The sequence below is a fragment of the Rouxiella badensis genome (assembly GCF_002093665.1).
Taxonomy (GTDB): domain Bacteria; phylum Pseudomonadota; class Gammaproteobacteria; order Enterobacterales; family Enterobacteriaceae; genus Rouxiella; species Rouxiella badensis.
In genome coordinates this window covers 22,302-38,740 of the sequence record NZ_MRWE01000029.1, presented here as the reverse complement: position 1 = coordinate 38,740, position 16,439 = coordinate 22,302, and the positions used below count along the sequence as shown (strand labels likewise).

The window sequence follows — 16,439 nt, the reverse complement described above, 5'->3', positions numbered from 1 at the left end:
AAAGACCGTTATTTACCGCTTTTCACCGGAGCCGGTTTCAGCCCTCTGAGCTGCGGGTCACTCTCTGCGTTACTGCGCGCCTGATGGGTGAGACGAAACCAGGCGTAGGCCAGCAACATCATGGCGGCAAAAATCAAAAACAGTAAGGTGTTGTAGTAGATCATAGCTGCCAGACAAACGATCGCCAGAACCAGCGCCAGCGCGGGTGCAAAGGGATAAAACGGCGCTCGGAACGGACGAATCAGCTTCGGCTCGCTGCGGCGCAGCTTGAACAGCGCGGCCATCGAAATGATGTACATCACGATAGCGCCAAACACCGACATGGTGACGATATTCGCCGTCAACGGTTGGCCGCCGATGACAATCAGCCGATCGGAGAAAATCGCCGCGATACCCACCACGCCACCGGCAATAATGCCCAGATGCGGCGTCTGAAAACGGGCATTGACCGAGGCCAGCCTTTTAGGCAAATACCCCGCACGGGCCAGCGCAAATATCTGTCGGGAATAGCCCATGATGATGCCATGGAAGGATGCGATCAGGCCGAATAATCCCAACCACACCAGCATATGCAGCCAGCCACTGTTATTACCCACGATGAGCTTCATCGCCTGCGGCAACGGATCGTTAATATTGGCGAGCTTGCTCCAGTCACCCACGCCACCGGCAAACAGCATCACGCCGAGCGCGAGAACGGTGAGCGTCAGAATGCCGCCAATAAAGGCCTTGGGAATGGTACGCTGCGGATCTTTGGCTTCTTCTGCCGCCATCGAGGCACCTTCAATCGCCAGAAAGAACCAGATGGCAAAAGGGATAGCCGCAAACATGCCTGAAAATGACACCGGGCTAAAACTGTCGCTTCCCGCCCATCCGCCGTGGGTAAAGTGAGAGATCTCAAAGCCTGGCGCGACCACGCCCATAAACACCAGCAGCTCGAAAATCGCCAGCAGCGTGACCAGCAGCTCAAAGGTCGCAGCGATGCTGACGCCGATAATGTTTAGCGCCATAAACACCAGATAAGCCCCTAACGCGACCCATTTAGGATCGATGGTCGGAAACTGCACGTTAAGATAAGCCCCGATCGCCATCGCGATAGCAGGCGGCGCGAAGACGAATTCAACCAGCGTAGCGAATCCGGCAATAAAGCCGCCCGTTGGACCAAACGCGCGATAGGCATAGGCAAAGGGTCCGCCAGCATGAGGAATAGAGGTGGTCAGCTCGGTAAAGCTGAAGATGAAAGCACAGTACATGGCGGCTATAACCAGTGCGGTAATCATAAAGCCCAGCGTTCCGGCCTGCGCCCAACCGTAGCTCCAGCCAAAGTATTCACCTGAAATGACCAGCCCGACGGCGATGCCCCAAAGATGGAAGCTGCCTAACGTGCGTTTTAAAACCGGTGCGACTTTTTTATTCTGCATGATAGGGTTCCCCAACGGTGTAGTGACCCTTGATGCTGCAAAGGTTATACCAACCTGAAAGGGCCTGATTTTTATAGGCATTAGTCGCCGACTTGTCGCCCTTTGCCTCATTTTGGCGCGGCATAAGAAAGGCTTCGTCCTAAAAGGTGCGTATAAATTTTTCGGCATAGCAAAGCCGCTAAACTTCATTAGCCTGAAGTCCGGCTCTGCTAAGATAAAATCAGGAAAAAATCAGGGAGAAACCGGATGTCAGAGCAGCAAATCATCGAATGGATAGCGCAAGACGATCAGCGCATGGCAGCGTTGCGTACAGCACGAACGCTAGCGCTAAACGACTGGTGCCTGGCGGCAGGGTTTGTGCGTAATCTGGTTTGGGATCGCCTGCATAAGCATCCGCAAAATACCCCGCTTAACGACATCGACGTTGTGTATTTCAACCCGCAAGAGCTTAGCGCCGAGGCGGATAAGTTTTACGAGCAACGCCTGGATGCACTTGCGCCCCACCTGCCGTGGTCGGTGAAAAATCAGGCCCGTATGCACGTGAAATATGGGCGTGAACCTTATCGCTCAAGCAGCGACGCCATCAGCTACTGGGTAGAAATCGAAACGGCGGTCGGCGTTCGCCTGAATGACAACGACAAGCTTGAGCTGGTTGCGCCGCTTGGCGTCGAAAGCCTGTTCGATTTCACCATCAGCGCTAACCCGAAACACGGCGCTCCCGCCGTTCTGCTGGAGCGCGCCAGGACGAAAAACTGGACCGGTATATGGCCGGGCTTAAGAATCAAGATTTAAGCCGTAAATCTTGCGTTTGTCGGTCAGCACCTGCGCCTGATGCTTGACGACCTCCCAGATTGCCCGTGCGGCGGGCGTCAGAGAGCGATTTTTACGTTTGACTAGCATCAGTGCGCGGTTCACCTCAGGCACCAGCGGCCTTACGGCCAGCCTGCTACCCGACGGCAGTGGCAGTGCCAGCGCCGGCAGCACGCTGATTCCAATCCCCGCCTCAACCATCGGAAACAGCGTCGCCGGATGACCTATTTCCTGTACCACCTGAGTTTTTACAGAGAAATCCGCCATCGCTTTATCGATCAGCTGACGGCTGCCTGAGGAGTAGTCCTGCAATACCAGACGCGCGTTGTTCAACGCTAACCAAGGTACCTCTTTCATCGCCGCAAAGGGGTTATCCTGATGACAAAGCAGCAGGAAAGGCTCATGGAGAATGACTTCCGTGTCGAGATCGGTGCTGTAACCGGGATCGATGACAATCCCGAAATCGACCTCCGCATTACGCACGCTGTTCAGCACCAACTGTTGGGTCTGATCCCTAAGTAAGATCTGAATATCTGGGAATTTCTCTTCACCGCTGGCGATACACTGCGGCATCAAATGTGCAGAGATGGTCTGGCTCGAGGCGATGCGCACCCGTCCATTCTGCTCGGTGCCAAAACTTCGGGTATCCAGCAGCATGGCGTGCAGTTCATCGAGCAACGGTTCAACGCGGTTTGCCAGACGGCGACCGGCGTCTGTCAGCGCAACCTCGCGCGTGGTGCGGTCGAGCAGTCGCACGCCCATCTCGCTTTCCAGCTCTTTAATGCTGTGGCTTATTGCCGACTGGCTGAGTCCGATGACCTCGCCGGTGCGACTAAAGCTGCCATAGCGCGCCACGGCGATAAAAATTTTGAGCTGCTTAAGGGAATAGTTCATGAATCGGATTCATTAATGGATTAAATAAATCAATTTTATAATTCTACGCGAAAAGCACAGAATAGCCGCATTACTTAACAAAATATTGAGACAGATATGAAAGCCCTTCGTTTTTTACCTGATACCTTTACCATGATGCTGGTTGCCACCGTTTTGCTGGCGACCGTACTCCCCGCCAAGGGCATTTATGTCACTGCGTTCAATGACCTGACTATCTTTGCCATCGGCCTGCTGTTCTTTATGCACGGTGCCAAGCTGTCGCGCGCCGCTATCCTCGAGGGCAGCAACAACTGGCGTCTGCACCTTTGGGTCATGTTTAGCACCTTTATCCTGTTTCCGATCCTCGGTCTGCTGTTCCAATGGTGGCACCCGGTTGACGTCAGCCCGCAGATTTATTCTGGTTTCCTGTACCTTTGCGTGCTGCCTGCGACCGTGCAGTCTGCGATTGCCTTCACGTCGATGGCAGGCGGTAATGTTGCGGCGGCGGTGTGTAGCGCCTCGGCTTCCAGCCTGCTCGGTATCTTCGTTTCCCCGCTGCTGGTTAGCGTGCTGATGCACGTGCAGGGTGACACCGGTAACGGGCTGGAGCAGATGTGGCACATCATACTGCAGCTCCTGGTACCCTTCGTGGCAGGCCACCTGCTGCGTCCGGTGATTGGCAAGTTTGTCGATAAGCACAAGAAGATGATCGGTAAGACCGACCGTACCTCGATTCTGCTGGTGGTTTATACCGCGTTCAGCGAGGCGGTAACGCAGGGTATCTGGCATAAAGTGGGTCTTGGGACCTTCGCATTTATCGTGGTGGTGTGCATCATTCTGGTGGCGCTGGTGATTATCTTTAACACCTACATGGCGCGCCTTCTGGGTTTCAATAAGGCAGATGAAATCACCATCGTGTTCTGTGGTTCCAAAAAGAGTCTGGCGAACGGCATTCCGCTGGCCAACATTCTGTTCCCAGTGAGCGCGATTGGGATGATGGTGCTACCGCTGATGATTTTCCACCAGGTACAGCTGATGATCTGCGCCGTGCTGGCAAAACGTTATCACAACAAGCAGCTGAAGCTTGAAGGCGAAAAATCGCAGCAGGCTGAGGGGAGTGCCAAAGTGCAGGCGAAATTGAATTAACTTGTCATGTGATAAATAAAAAGGCCGGTCACATTATTGACCGGCCTGTTCAGAAAATGATTCAGCGGAAAGATTTATTCGCTTTGCGGATTGTGTCCCCCGCGTCTGAGCGGGGTCAGTAAATCCTGCAAACCTTCGATTTTAATCGCCAGCGTCATCTCCATCAGCATGCCGAGCTTGCCTTCTGGGAACTCCCCCTTGCGCGCGAACCACAGTAAATACTCCTCGGGCAGATCAATCAACACTCTGCCCTGATACTTACCGAACGGCATTACGGTATTGGCGATTTCGATCAGATTCTCTTTTTCCATACGCGTTACGCCCCTTCACTTTCCGACAGCAGGCGGATCATTTCAGCTTCATCGATAACCGGAATGCCAAGTTCCTGCGCCTTCACCAGCTTGGATCCCGCGGCTTCTCCAGCAATCACCATATCGGTTTTCTTCGACACGCTGCCGGTCACTTTCGCCCCTAATGCCGTCAGGCGGTCTTTGGCCTCATCACGCGACAAAATCGACAGTGAACCCGTCAGCACCAGCACCTTGCCGGCGAACGGGCTGTTTATCTCTTCGGCGACAATCACCTTCGGCGCTGGCCAGTGCACGAGGGTTATCAGGTCATCAATCACCTCGCGGTTATGCTCTTCGCCGAGGAAGTTGACCACGTGTTTTGCCACCACATCACCGACGTCCTGCACCTGCTTTAGCGACTCGACGTCGGCGGCACGAAGGGCATCAATAGAACCATAGTGCGACGCCAGATTAGCCGCCGTGGCTTCACCTACCTCGCGAATGCCCAGCGCATACAGGAAACGGGCAAAGGTGGTTTCCTTCGCCTTCTCCAGTGCGGCAACCAGATTCTGCGCCGACTTTGGCCCCATGCGATCCAGACCGGTCATGATACCTGCACTGAGGCGGAACAGGTCGGCAGGCGTTTTAACGTACTCTTTCTCAACCAGCTGATCGATAATTTTGTCACCCATGCCGTCAACGTCAAGCGCGCGGCGTGAGACAAAGTGTTTTAGCGCTTCTTTACGCTGTGCTCCGCAGAACAAGCCGCCGGTACAGCGCGCAACGGCCTCGCCCTCAACTCGCTCCACGTCGGAATGACAGACCGGGCAATGGGTCGGGAACACCACCTCGCGTGCGTCCTCAGGCCGTTGGTCGGCGATAACGCCCACCACCTGTGGAATAACGTCACCGGCACGGCGTACCACCACGGTATCACCGATACGCAGGCCCAGACGTTCGATTTCATCGGCGTTATGCAGCGTGGCATTGCTGACCATCACGCCTGCAACCAGCACCGGCTCAAGACGTGCCACCGGCGTGATGGCCCCGGTTCGCCCGACCTGAAATTCGACGTCTTTGACCTGAGTTATTTGCTCCTGCGCCGGGAACTTAAAGGCCGTTGCCCAACGCGGTGCACGGGCCACAAAGCCCAGCGTTTCCTGCGTTTCAAGGGAGTCAATTTTCACCACCACGCCATCGATGTCGAAACCGAGCTGCGCGCGGTCCTGCTCCACCTGACGGTAAAACGCCAGCACTTCGTCACTGCCTGTGCACAGTTTAACGCGGTGGGTGACCGGCAGTCCCCAGGCCTTGAATTGCTGTAATCGCTCATAATGACTAGCGGGTAACGTCCCGCCCTCAAGCAGCCCTACGCCGTAGCAGAAGAAGGTCAGTGGGCGCTTGGCGGTAATACGCGAATCAAGCTGGCGCAGCGATCCTGCGGCGGCGTTACGTGGGTTGGCAAACACTTTACCGCCGGTGCGTCGCGCCTCTTCATTCAGCGCCTCAAAACCCGATTGCGGCATAAAGACTTCGCCGCGGACTTCCAGGCGAGCAGGAATATTGTCACCGCTGAGACGCAGCGGTATCGCTCGTATGGTGCGCACGTTCATGGTGATATTTTCACCGGTAGTCCCGTCGCCACGAGTCGCAGCCTGCACCAGCTCGCCGTTTTCATACAGCAGACTGACAGCCAGCCCGTCAAGCTTGAGCTCGCAGCAGAAGGTCAGCGGCGTGGTCACTTTCAGACGATCCTGAACGCGTTTGTAGAAAGCCAGGAAGCTCTCTTCATCGAAAACGTTGTCCAAAGACAGCATCGGAACCTGGTGACGCACCTGATCAAACGCCGACAGTGGCGCCGCGCCCACGCGTTGAGTCGGGGAGTCAGGGGTGATGAGTTCAGGATGTGCTTCTTCGAGCTTGCGCAGTGCTTGCATCAGCCGGTCGTATTCGGCGTCAGGCACTTCGGGCGCATCCAGTACGTGATACTGGTATTCATGGTGACGCAGCTGGCTGCGCAGAGTTGTGATTTGTTCTTGAATTGTGGCCATAGCTCACCATCTTGAAGATAAAAAACCCTCGACATGCCAACATGCGAGGGTTAGTAAAAGTGTGGCAAATGTAGCTCAATCCTGCGGCGTGTGTGAAGGCTAGGCGGTCGCTTCAAGCACTTCGCGAATACGCGCTTTATAGGTCTCGAGCTTCTGCGGCGTAATCATTCGACGCTCGTCGTCCCACACTACGGCACCGACGTCGTCAGCGATACGCTGAGCAGACTGGAGCAGCAGCTTGAAGTTCTGATGAGCATCGCCGTAGCACGGCACCATCATGAATAGCGTAATACCCGGCGTTGAGAAATCAGACATATTCTCAGGGTCGAATGAGCCTGGTTTCACCATGTTAGCCAAGCTAAACAGCACAGGACCGCTGCCAGATGGGCTGACGTGACGGTGGAAGATGTTCATCGCACCGAACTGGAAACCGGCCTGTAGTACGCTTTGCAGCAGGACTTCACCCCCGATAACGCCCCCCTGATGCGCAGCAACGTGCAGCACCAGAACGGTTTCTTTCAGCTTCTCTCTCACCGGCTCGTCTTCTTCTGGCTCGGCGGGAGCGAAAGGCTGAGCGTGCGATTGAGCACGCGCGGCTGGCGCAGCGTCAGCATGAATTTCAGCCGGAGGAACAGGCGCTGTATGCTCGTGGGCAGGCTGAGCTACTGGCTCGACCGGCGCTTCACGATGCGGCGCATGAACAGGCTCTGCGGCCGAATATCCACTCAACAGCGGATCGTCCTGCTGAGAAGCAGGCTGATACGGGGCCTGCGTCGGCACAGGTCGCTGTTGCGGCGCGTGCTGTACAGGCTGCTGATGCGAAGGCTGACTTTGCACCGGCGGCTGTTGTGAAGGTTGCTGTTGAGGCTGCTGCTGTGAAGGCTGAGGCTGCACAGGTGCCTGCGGCGCACGCTTGGGTTCTGCATGCATCGGGACAAATTGTTCAGCTTCATCATAGCTTCCCAGAGAGGGTTCGTCATGTGGATGGGTTGCACGTACGCGCACTTCTCCCACCCCATCAACGAAGTCTTCGCTCGGGGATTGCTCTCGTTCTTTTTTCACTCGTTTAGCTGGACGATCGCGAAAAAGCGAAGAGCGTTCTTTACGGCTGGTCCACAAACCGTGCAATAACAACGCTATTATGGCGATCGCACCAACAACGATTAATATCAGACGCAAGTCCTGCATCATTGCTATCTCTGTTGTTCTTTATCCATCATCCTTCGAAATACCAGACGTCGGCTTCTTTCCCTTGCCCTATTCACTTAGCTAATAAGTTCACAGGAATTCGTTCGGTTGCCCACTGCCTGCTTCTCGAATGCTTTTGGGTAATAATTCATTGCCAACGCGGCAAACATTCACCTATCTAACTCTATTTGCCTGAGTTGATAAGTGCAAGTCTGGACACTGTTTTATGCTAATAAACATGATTGCTGCATCCTTTTTGACTACTTTTCGTCCAACAAGTGCCTAGTCAGTGCAAAATCATATCGATATGATAGCCCAGCCTATTCAATTGAGAGAGAAAATTTCTTTTATGTCGTCATCTGAAGTCAACGGAGTGCACTATTTTACGCAAGGCTGGAAACTCGTCTCCCTGCCCGGAATTCGCCGTTTCGTGGTTATCCCGCTGCTGGTTAACTTTTTGCTCATGGGCGGCGCATTCTGGTGGCTGTTTAGCAAACTAGGCCAGTGGATCCCCGCGCTGATGATCCACGTTCCGACCTGGCTGCGCTGGCTCGATTACCTGATCTGGCCGGTGGCGGTGGTGTCCGTTCTGCTGGTGTTCAGCTTTTTCTTCAGCACGCTTGCCAACCTGATTGCCGCGCCGTTTAGCGGACTGCTGGCCGAACAGCTCGAGGCGCGCCTGACCGGCAAACCCGCACCTGATACCGGCATCTGGGACATTGCTAAAGATTTGCCGCGTATTATGAAACGCGAAGTCCAAAAACTGGCTTATTATTTTCCGCGTGCGCTGCTGCTGTTACTGATCCACTTTATTCCTGGCGTTGGGCAAACGCTGGCACCGGTGCTGTGGTTCTTCTTTAGCGCCTGGATGTTGTCGATTCAATACTGCGACTACCCGTTCGACAACCACAAGGTCAGCTTTGCCGATATGCGCCGCTCACTGGGGCGGAACAAGGTCGACAACATGCAGTTTGGATCGCTAGTGAGCCTGTTTACGATGGTGCCGGTGCTTAATCTGCTGATTCTGCCGGTTGCCGTCTGTGGTGCAACGGCGATGTGGGTCGATCGCTATCGAAACGTACATGTTTCAGAAATCGGCAGACGGTAGGGATTCTGTACTAAAATTTTAGAATACTTGATGTTAAGCACTTCGGTAGCTAACTATATTGCCGAATCACATATCATATACTAATTCTTTACTTCACTGAGGAGGGCGTTCAAGTATGCTTTTTACGTTTTCCTCCTAATTTCATCAAATTATCCTCAAGAGACTTCGACATAAGGTTAAGGACTGGCATATGAGCAAGATCTATGAAGACAATTCATTAACAATTGGCCATACGCCGCTGGTTCGCCTGAATCGTATTGGCAATGGTCGCATTCTGGCCAAAGTCGAATCACGTAATCCGAGCTTCAGTGTTAAATGCCGTATTGGCGCGAATATGATTTGGGAAGCCGAAAAAAGCGGCATTCTGACCAAAGACATCGAGCTGGTTGAGCCAACCAGCGGTAACACCGGCATCGCACTTGCCTATGTGGCCGCAGCACGTGGCTATAAGCTGACGCTGACCATGCCGGAAACCATGAGCGTTGAACGCCGTAAACTGCTGAAAGCCCTGGGCGCAAATCTGGTACTGACAGAAGGCGCAAAAGGCATGAAAGGCGCCATCGCCAAGGCTGAAGAAATTCAGGCCAGCGATCCGCAGCGCTATCTTATTCTGCAGCAGTTCAGCAACCCGGCTAACCCGGCCATTCATGAAAAAACGACCGGCCCAGAAATCTGGGAAGATACTGACGGCGACGTTGACGTCCTGATTGCCGGCGTAGGCACCGGCGGAACCATCACCGGCACCGGTCGTTATCTGAAAAGCAAAAAAAGCAGCGTGAAACTGGTTGCGGTTGAGCCAACCGACTCACCGGTTATCACTCAGACGCTGGCAGGCCAGGAAGTGAAGCCAGGCCCGCACAAGATTCAGGGCATCGGCGCAGGCTTTATTCCTGGCAACCTGGATTTGGAACTGCTGGACCGCGTCGAACTTATCACCAACGACGAATCTATCGAGTATGCGCGCCGTCTGATGGACGAAGAAGGCATTCTGGCCGGTATTTCTTCCGGTGCAGCGGTCGCTGCCGCAGTGAAACTTTCTGAAGAACCAGAGTACGCAGACAAGACCATCGTGGTCATCCTGCCGTCGTCCGGCGAACGTTATCTGAGCACCGCCCTGTTTGCAGATTTGTTTACGGAAAAAGAATTGCAACAATAATGCCACCTTCCGAAAAGTGAACAAAAAAGCACCTTGATAGGTGCTTTTTTGTGGTCTGCATCAAAGTTTAGTGCAGTCTGTGATTGATTTTCCCCGCCAGGTTTAGTATTTAACCCTTCAATTATTTCGGTGCGTAAAATTAATCGCTCATACAATTGCTTCTGGCTGAATCGATTTACTGATTTGTTACAGCAGGGTAAATGGCGGCATAATGGAAACGAGACGGAAAAGATTTAGCATGGATTCAGCGGATTTATCCCGGCGTGCAAATTTTTGCTTTTTCTGTTGCATCGGAGTTCGCCTCTGAACGTGATTCAGGCGTTAATCTCACAGGCTAAAGCAAGGTCTATACGCTAAACTTTAGCTCCACAACATTACTTTAAATTAAGTTGGGGAATCATCAATGTTCCAGCAAGAAGTTACTATTACTGCTCCAAATGGTCTGCACACTCGCCCTGCTGCACAATTTGTGAAAGAAGCTAAAGGTTTTACTTCAGACATTACCGTGACCTCTAACGGGAAAAGTGCCAGCGCTAAAAGCCTGTTCAAACTGCAAACTTTGGGTCTGACTCAGGGGACTGTCGTGACTCTTTCCGCTGAAGGCGAAGACGAGCAGAAAGCCGTCGAGCACTTGGTAAAACTGATGGCTGAGCTCGAGTAAGAAGCTTCGTCACAGGGACAGTTAACAGGACGTTTTTACTTTCCAGCCAAATTTATGCCCACGTAATAACGTCCTGAACGGTCTCGATAAGAGTTAACACCAGTCAACAGTAAGGTAGGGTTATGATTTCAGGCATTTTAGTATCTCCCGGTATTGCTTTCGGCAAAGCATTGTTGCTGAAGGAAGATGAAATTGTCATCGACCGGAAAAAAATCTCTCCTGACAACGTGAATCAGGAAGTTGAACGTTTCCTTGCAGGCCGTGCTAAAGCCTCTGCCCAGCTCGAAACGATCAAGACCAAAGCCGGTGAAACCTTCGGTGAAGAGAAAGAAGCCATCTTCGAAGGCCACATCATGTTGTTGGAAGACGAAGAGCTAGAACAAGAAATCATAGCCCTCATCAAAGATGACAAATCCACCGCCGATGCTGCCGCCTACTCAGTTATTGAAGGCCAGGCAAAAGCGCTGGAAGAGCTCGACGACGAATACCTCAAAGAGCGTGCGGCCGACGTACGTGACATCGGCAAACGCCTGCTGAGAAACATTTTGGGCATGCCTATCGTCGACCTGGGTTCTATTCAGGACGAAGTTATCCTGGTAGCAACCGACCTGACGCCTTCCGAGACCGCACAGCTAAACCTGAACAAGGTGCTGGGCTTCATCACCGACCTCGGCGGACGCACCTCGCATACCTCCATCATGGCGCGCTCACTTGAGCTGCCGGCGATTGTCGGGACCAGCGATGTGACCAAGCAGGTCAAAAACGACGACTTCCTGATCCTGGATGCGGTGAATAACAAGATTTACGTTAACCCGACGCCGGAAATCATCGATCAACTGAAGGCCGATCAGAACCAGTACATCAGCGAGAAAGACGAGCTGGCGAAACTGAAAGATCTGCCGGCGATTACGCTGGACGGCCATCAGGTTGAAGTCTGTGCCAACATCGGTACCGTGCGCGACGTCGCCGGTGCAGAGCGTAACGGCGCAGAAGGTGTAGGCCTGTATCGCACCGAGTTCCTGTTTATGGACCGCGACAGCCTGCCGACCGAAGAAGAACAGTTCCAGGCTTACAAAGCCGTTGCCGAAGCAATGGGCTCACAGGCGGTTATTGTCCGTACCATGGATATCGGCGGCGACAAAGAGCTGCCTTACATGAATCTGCCGAAGGAAGAGAACCCGTTCCTGGGCTGGCGCGCAATCCGCATCTGTTTAGATCGTAAGGAAATCCTCCACGATCAGCTGCGTGCAATCCTGCGTGCTTCTGCTTTCGGTAAACTGCGCATCATGTTCCCGATGGTTATCTCCGTTGAGGAAGTGCGCGAGCTGAACGGCGAGCTGAAGATGCTCAAAGGCCAGCTGCGTGAAGAAGGTAAAGCCTTTGATGAGTCAATTGAAGTTGGCGTGATGGTGGAAACACCGGCAGCGGCAGTGATTGCTCACCACCTGGCGAAAGAAGTTGATTTCTTCAGTATTGGTACAAACGACCTTACCCAGTATACTCTGGCAGTAGATCGCGGTAATGAACTGATTTCTCATCTTTATAATCCAATGTCCCCATCGGTTCTTGCGCTAATCAAGCAAGTTATTGATGCATCTCATGCCGCGGGTAAATGGACTGGCATGTGTGGAGAGCTAGCAGGTGACGAACGTGCTACACTTCTCTTATTGGGCATGGGTTTAGATGAGTTCAGCATGAGCGCAATCTCAATCCCACGCATCAAGAAAATTATTCGTAATACAAACTTCGAAGATGTGAAGGCGCTGGCAGAAGAGGCTCTGGCCCAACCTACGGCGCAAGAGTTGATGAATTTGGTTAACAAATTCATCGAAGAGAAAACACTCTGCTAATTGCGCGTTGCTGGAAAGCTGCCCAAATTAATGCTTAGGAGAAGATCATGGGTTTGTTCGATAAATTAAAATCATTGGTTTCTGATGATAAGAAAGATGCAGGCACAATCGAGATTGTTGCGCCTCTGTCTGGTGAAATTGTCAATATTGAAGATGTACCCGATGTGGTTTTCGCCGAGAAAATCGTAGGCGATGGTATCGCGATTAAACCCGCGGGCAACAAAATCGTCGCACCGGTTGACGGCACCATTGGTAAAATCTTCGAAACCAACCATGCTTTCTCAATCGAATCCGACAGCGGCATTGAGCTGTTTGTTCACTTCGGTATCGACACCGTCGAACTGAAAGGTGAAGGCTTCAAACGCATTGCCGAAGAAGGACAGCGCGTTAAGAAAGGCGATTTGATTATCGAGTTTGATCTGGCCCTGCTGGAAGAGAAAGCCAAGTCAACCCTGACTCCGGTTGTTATCTCTAACATGGATGAGATTAAAGAGCTGATTAAGCTTTCTGGTAGCGTCATCGTCGGTGAGACCCCGATCATTCGCATCAAAAAGTAAGACCACTCTTGATGAAAAACGGCGCTATTAGCGCCGTTTTTTTTGCCTGAATTCCAAAGTTCAAAACTTATACCAGGCTTTTCCAGTGGGGAACCTTGAGAACGATAACAAGGCCTCTAGGAGAGCCGTTACGCGCTTCAATCTTCCCATGATGCGCTACCATCACCTTTTTGGTAATCGCCAGCCCAAGGCCGTAGCCTTTGCCAGAAAGCGGTGACATCACGCGTACAAACGGATCGAAGATGCTCGACAGCTTGTCTTCCTCTACGCCCGGCCCCTGATCGGCCACCTCGACGCACAGGTCATCCTCTTTCGACGTCAGCGACACGTTAATCGCCTGCCCGCGCGCCGAGAAGCGCAGCGCGTTGCGCACCACGTTGTCGATAGCACGACGCATGAGCTCGGCGTTGCCCTTGACGGTGTAATCCAGATCGCCCTGATGATTACAGTTCAAAATGATATCGACGCCCGGAAGCTGTGCCTCGTAGCGAGCATCGTTGACCACCGCCTCGACCAGTCCATAGAGGTCAAAATACTCCTCATCGGGCAGGTTGCTATGCTCGGTGCGCGACAGTGCCAGCAGCTCACCGATCATCTTGTCCAGTCGTCCTGCCTCATGCTCGATACGTTTGAGCGAGGTTTCGACATTCAGCGGGTTCTGGCGCGCAAGGCCAATCGCCAGCTGCAGTCGTGCCAGCGGTGAACGTAGCTCGTGCGAAACGTCGTGCAGCAGTTCTTCGCGGGCCTTAACCAGTACCTGCAAACGCTCGGCCATCGAGTCGAAGTCGCGCGCAACCTCAGAGAGTTCGTCATGGCGCTTGCCCATGGTGGCAAACAGGCGGACCGATAAATCCCCTTGCGACACTCGCCCAAAGGCCTGACGCATCTGCAGCATCGGACGGGTCAGGTTCCAGGCCAACATGGTGCTAAAAAGCAGCCCGCCTATCCCGCCTATCCATAGAAACGGGGGTGGCATATTAAACCAGTGTTGCTCTCTCTTCGGCCGATACTCATCCATAAGCCCTTTGACGTTGTAGCGCAGTCGGTAGCCTTGCCCATCGGGTGCCTGAACAAATTCAACAATTTCCTGAGGAGTTGTCTTGCCCGGCTCAAGGTCGTTCAACGATTCTCCTTTGATCGGAATCATCGAAGATTCTATCGTGAATAAACGTCTGTCGTCGGGAGGCCAGTCGGCAATCATCGCATTCAGGGCAGGCAATCCGCCGGTGTGCAGTGTCGATTCCGCCGAGGTGATTTGCAGTTTGACAAAGCGCCGTGCGATACTACTTTCCGGCGGCTCATGGTGGTAATAGAAGGAAAATACCGCCCAGAGAACCTGGGCCATGATGACAAATGTCAGCCAATAACCCAGTAAAATCTTCCAAAAGAGCCTGCCGCGCAGGCGTTTATCGGATTCGATAGCCAATGCTTCGCACCGTTTCAATCGTCATGACATCGCCGCCGTTTAGCGACGCGAGTTTCTGACGGATGTTGCTGATATGTACGTCGATGCTGCGGTCGTAAGCTTCGCGCGGACGGCCCAGCCCCTTCTCGGACAGCTCGTCCTTCGACACCACTCGCTCCGGTGAGCGAAGCAGCAGCTCCAGCAGGTTAAATTCTGATGCAGTCAGGTCAAACGCCACGCCCTGCCATTCGCTGCTGCGGGTCGCCGGGTTTAACGTCAGGTCACCGTAGTGAATGCTCGATGAATCAGAGTGTATGTCCTGCTGCTCTTCCACGCGGCGCAGTACGGCACGCAGACGCGCCACCAGCTCACGCGGGTAGCAAGGTTTTGGCATGTAGTCATCGGCACCCATCTCCAGACCGATGACGCGGTCGATGTTGTCGCCCTTCGCCGTCAGCATGATGATCGGCAATCGGCTGTTTTTACGCACCTGACGCAGCACATCGATACCGCTCATATCCGGCAGCATGATGTCGAGGATCATGGCGCTGTATTCGCCTGACATCGCACCTTCAATGCCCAATTTACCGTTCAGCACCAGATTGGCATCAAAGCCTTCGGCAATCAGGTATTCACAAAGCATGGTGCCCAATTCGAGATCGTCATCGACTAATAGAATTTTCATTATTTTTTTCCGCCTGGCATATTTCCGCTCATTTTTACCCCTATCCCGTGATGCCGCAGTAGCATTTACTCTATTTTTACCTTTTACCCATTTTAGTCACAGAAAACGGGCGCTATCTCCCCACAAACGCGCTAATAAGCGGCATCAAGCCAGCATGAATATGGGGCTCAGGTAAAACAGATAGTTGTAGTATAGGAAACGAAATTCCGTCTGCTTAATTCGATGATTTTAATTAAAGACGCCGGTAGAGAGATAACGATCGCCACGGTCGCAAATAATGGCCACCACGATGGAACCCGGATTTGCCTTCGCGACCAGTAAAGCTCCCGCCACGGCACCGCCGGAGCTTACGCCACAGAAGATACCTTCTTCACGCGCCAGTCGGCGCATGGTTATCTCCGCTTCGACCTGTGCCATGTCGATAATCTCGTCAACCAGCTCGGGCTGGAAGATGCCCGGCAGATATTCGGCAGGCCAGCGGCGAATGCCGGGAATGCTGCTGCCTTCGTCCGGCTGTAAGCCAATAATACGCACGTCGGGGCGCTGGGACTTAAGATAGCGACTCACGCCGCTAATGGTGCCGGTGGTGCCCATGCTGGAAACAAAATGCGTAATCCGTCCCGCCGTCTGCTGCCAGATTTCAGGGCCAGTCGTCGCGAAGTGCGCCAACGAGTTATCAGGGTTGTTAAACTGGTCCAGGACTTTCCCCTCGCCGCGCGAGGCCATCTCCTGAGCCAGGTCACGTGCACCTTCCATCCCCTGCGCGCGGCTCACCAGCAGCAGTTCTGCGCCGTAGGCACGCATCGCCGCCTGACGTTCCATACTCATATTTTCGGGCATCAGCAGTTTCAGCCTGTAGCCCTTTAGCGCAGCAATCATCGCCAGCGCAATGCCGGTATTGCCGCTGGTCGCCTCGATAAGCGTATCGCCCGGGCGAATTTCGCCACGTTTTTCTGCCTGATCGATCATAAAGAAAGCGGCGCGATCTTTTACCGATCCGGCCGGGTTATTGCCTTCCAGCTTGACCCAAATTTCGCTATCAAGATCCTTTGACAGGCGCTGTAACCGCACTAAAGGCGTGTTGCCAATATATTGTTCGAGCGTGCTCACTGTAGCTGCCTTATTTCAGATGGGTATAATAACTGCACTAAAATGAATAAATGAGTATAAAACGATAAAAAGGGCGGAATAACCGCCCTTTTTTTAACCATACTAATTAAAGTTGAAGAATTTTAAAACTA

Annotated in this window: 15 protein-coding genes; 7 read left to right on the top strand and 8 right to left on the bottom strand. The window is 53.1% G+C overall.

What is annotated here, in order from left to right; all coding sequences use genetic code 11:
• Positions 1-8: 8 nt before the first annotated feature.
• Positions 9-1,418, bottom strand: coding sequence for an ethanolamine permease (eat, locus tag BS640_RS16245; protein WP_084912929.1), 1,410 nt, complete (start codon positions 1,416-1,418; stop codon positions 9-11).
• 246 nt (positions 1,419-1,664) lie between these two features.
• On the opposite strand from eat, the gene BS640_RS16240 reads away from it, so the two are divergent.
• Positions 1,665-2,210, top strand: a complete 546-nt coding sequence (locus BS640_RS16240) for a nucleotidyltransferase family protein (protein ID WP_084912928.1) — start codon at positions 1,665-1,667, stop codon at positions 2,208-2,210.
• Here BS640_RS16240 and BS640_RS16235 read toward each other — a convergent pair.
• A complete protein-coding gene (locus BS640_RS16235; protein ID WP_017490696.1) occupies positions 2,193-3,122 on the bottom strand; it encodes a LysR family transcriptional regulator in 930 nt (309 codons plus the stop codon). The two genes, BS640_RS16240 and BS640_RS16235, sit on opposite strands and share 18 nt — an antisense overlap.
• A 96-nt stretch (positions 3,123-3,218) precedes the next feature.
• On the opposite strand from BS640_RS16235, the gene BS640_RS16230 reads away from it, so the two are divergent.
• On the top strand, positions 3,219-4,247 hold the full coding sequence (locus BS640_RS16230) for a bile acid:sodium symporter family protein (protein ID WP_017490695.1): 1,029 nt from the start codon (positions 3,219-3,221) through the stop codon (positions 4,245-4,247).
• 74 nt (positions 4,248-4,321) lie between these two features.
• Here the strand turns inward: BS640_RS16230 and BS640_RS16225 are convergent, their stop codons facing one another.
• From BS640_RS16225 to zipA, 3 genes are all read right to left on the bottom strand, one after another.
• Positions 4,322-4,558 (bottom strand): DUF3820 family protein, encoded by a 237-nt coding sequence (locus BS640_RS16225; RefSeq protein ID WP_017490694.1) that lies wholly within the window; start codon positions 4,556-4,558, stop codon positions 4,322-4,324.
• A 5-nt stretch (positions 4,559-4,563) separates the two neighbouring features.
• Positions 4,564-6,588: an NAD-dependent DNA ligase LigA gene (ligA, locus tag BS640_RS16220; protein ID WP_017490693.1), complete on the bottom strand. Its 2,025-nt coding sequence runs from the start codon at positions 6,586-6,588 to the stop codon at positions 4,564-4,566.
• Positions 6,589-6,687: 99 nt separating this feature from the next.
• Positions 6,688-7,779: a cell division protein ZipA gene (gene zipA, locus BS640_RS16215; protein ID WP_017490692.1), complete on the bottom strand. Its 1,092-nt coding sequence runs from the start codon at positions 7,777-7,779 to the stop codon at positions 6,688-6,690.
• A 346-nt stretch (positions 7,780-8,125) separates the two neighbouring features.
• On the opposite strand from zipA, the gene cysZ reads away from it, so the two are divergent.
• The 5 genes from cysZ to crr all read left to right on the top strand — a co-directional run bounded on the left by cysZ (position 8,126) and on the right by crr (position 13,108).
• Positions 8,126-8,884 (top strand): sulfate transporter CysZ, encoded by a 759-nt coding sequence (gene cysZ, locus BS640_RS16210; RefSeq protein WP_038327750.1) that lies wholly within the window; start codon positions 8,126-8,128, stop codon positions 8,882-8,884.
• Positions 8,885-9,074: 190 nt separating this feature from the next.
• Positions 9,075-10,040: a cysteine synthase A gene (cysK, locus tag BS640_RS16205; protein ID WP_017490690.1), complete on the top strand. Its 966-nt coding sequence runs from the start codon at positions 9,075-9,077 to the stop codon at positions 10,038-10,040.
• A 403-nt stretch (positions 10,041-10,443) separates the two neighbouring features.
• Positions 10,444-10,701 carry a phosphocarrier protein Hpr gene (gene ptsH / locus BS640_RS16195; RefSeq protein ID WP_003038086.1) on the top strand — a complete coding sequence of 86 codons (258 nt, stop codon included), beginning with the start codon at positions 10,444-10,446 and terminating at the stop codon, positions 10,699-10,701.
• Between the two features lie 122 nt (positions 10,702-10,823).
• Positions 10,824-12,551: a phosphoenolpyruvate-protein phosphotransferase PtsI gene (gene ptsI / locus BS640_RS16190; RefSeq protein ID WP_084912927.1), complete on the top strand. Its 1,728-nt coding sequence runs from the start codon at positions 10,824-10,826 to the stop codon at positions 12,549-12,551.
• A gap of 47 nt (positions 12,552-12,598) precedes the next feature.
• Positions 12,599-13,108 (top strand): PTS glucose transporter subunit IIA, encoded by a 510-nt coding sequence (gene crr, locus BS640_RS16185; protein WP_017490687.1) that lies wholly within the window; start codon positions 12,599-12,601, stop codon positions 13,106-13,108.
• A gap of 67 nt (positions 13,109-13,175) precedes the next feature.
• On the opposite strand, the gene BS640_RS16180 is transcribed toward crr, so the two are convergent.
• The 3 genes from BS640_RS16180 to cysM form a co-directional block, all read right to left on the bottom strand.
• Positions 13,176-14,534, bottom strand: coding sequence for an ATP-binding protein (locus tag BS640_RS16180; RefSeq protein WP_017490686.1), 1,359 nt, complete (start codon positions 14,532-14,534; stop codon positions 13,176-13,178).
• Positions 14,515-15,198 carry a response regulator transcription factor gene (locus tag BS640_RS16175; RefSeq protein WP_084912926.1) on the bottom strand — a complete coding sequence of 228 codons (684 nt, stop codon included), beginning with the start codon at positions 15,196-15,198 and terminating at the stop codon, positions 14,515-14,517. The genes BS640_RS16180 and BS640_RS16175 overlap by 20 nt, the downstream gene beginning before the upstream one ends.
• 228 nt (positions 15,199-15,426) lie before the next feature.
• Positions 15,427-16,308 (bottom strand): cysteine synthase CysM, encoded by an 882-nt coding sequence (gene cysM, locus BS640_RS16170; protein WP_084912925.1) that lies wholly within the window; start codon positions 16,306-16,308, stop codon positions 15,427-15,429.
• Positions 16,309-16,439 lie beyond the last annotated feature (131 nt).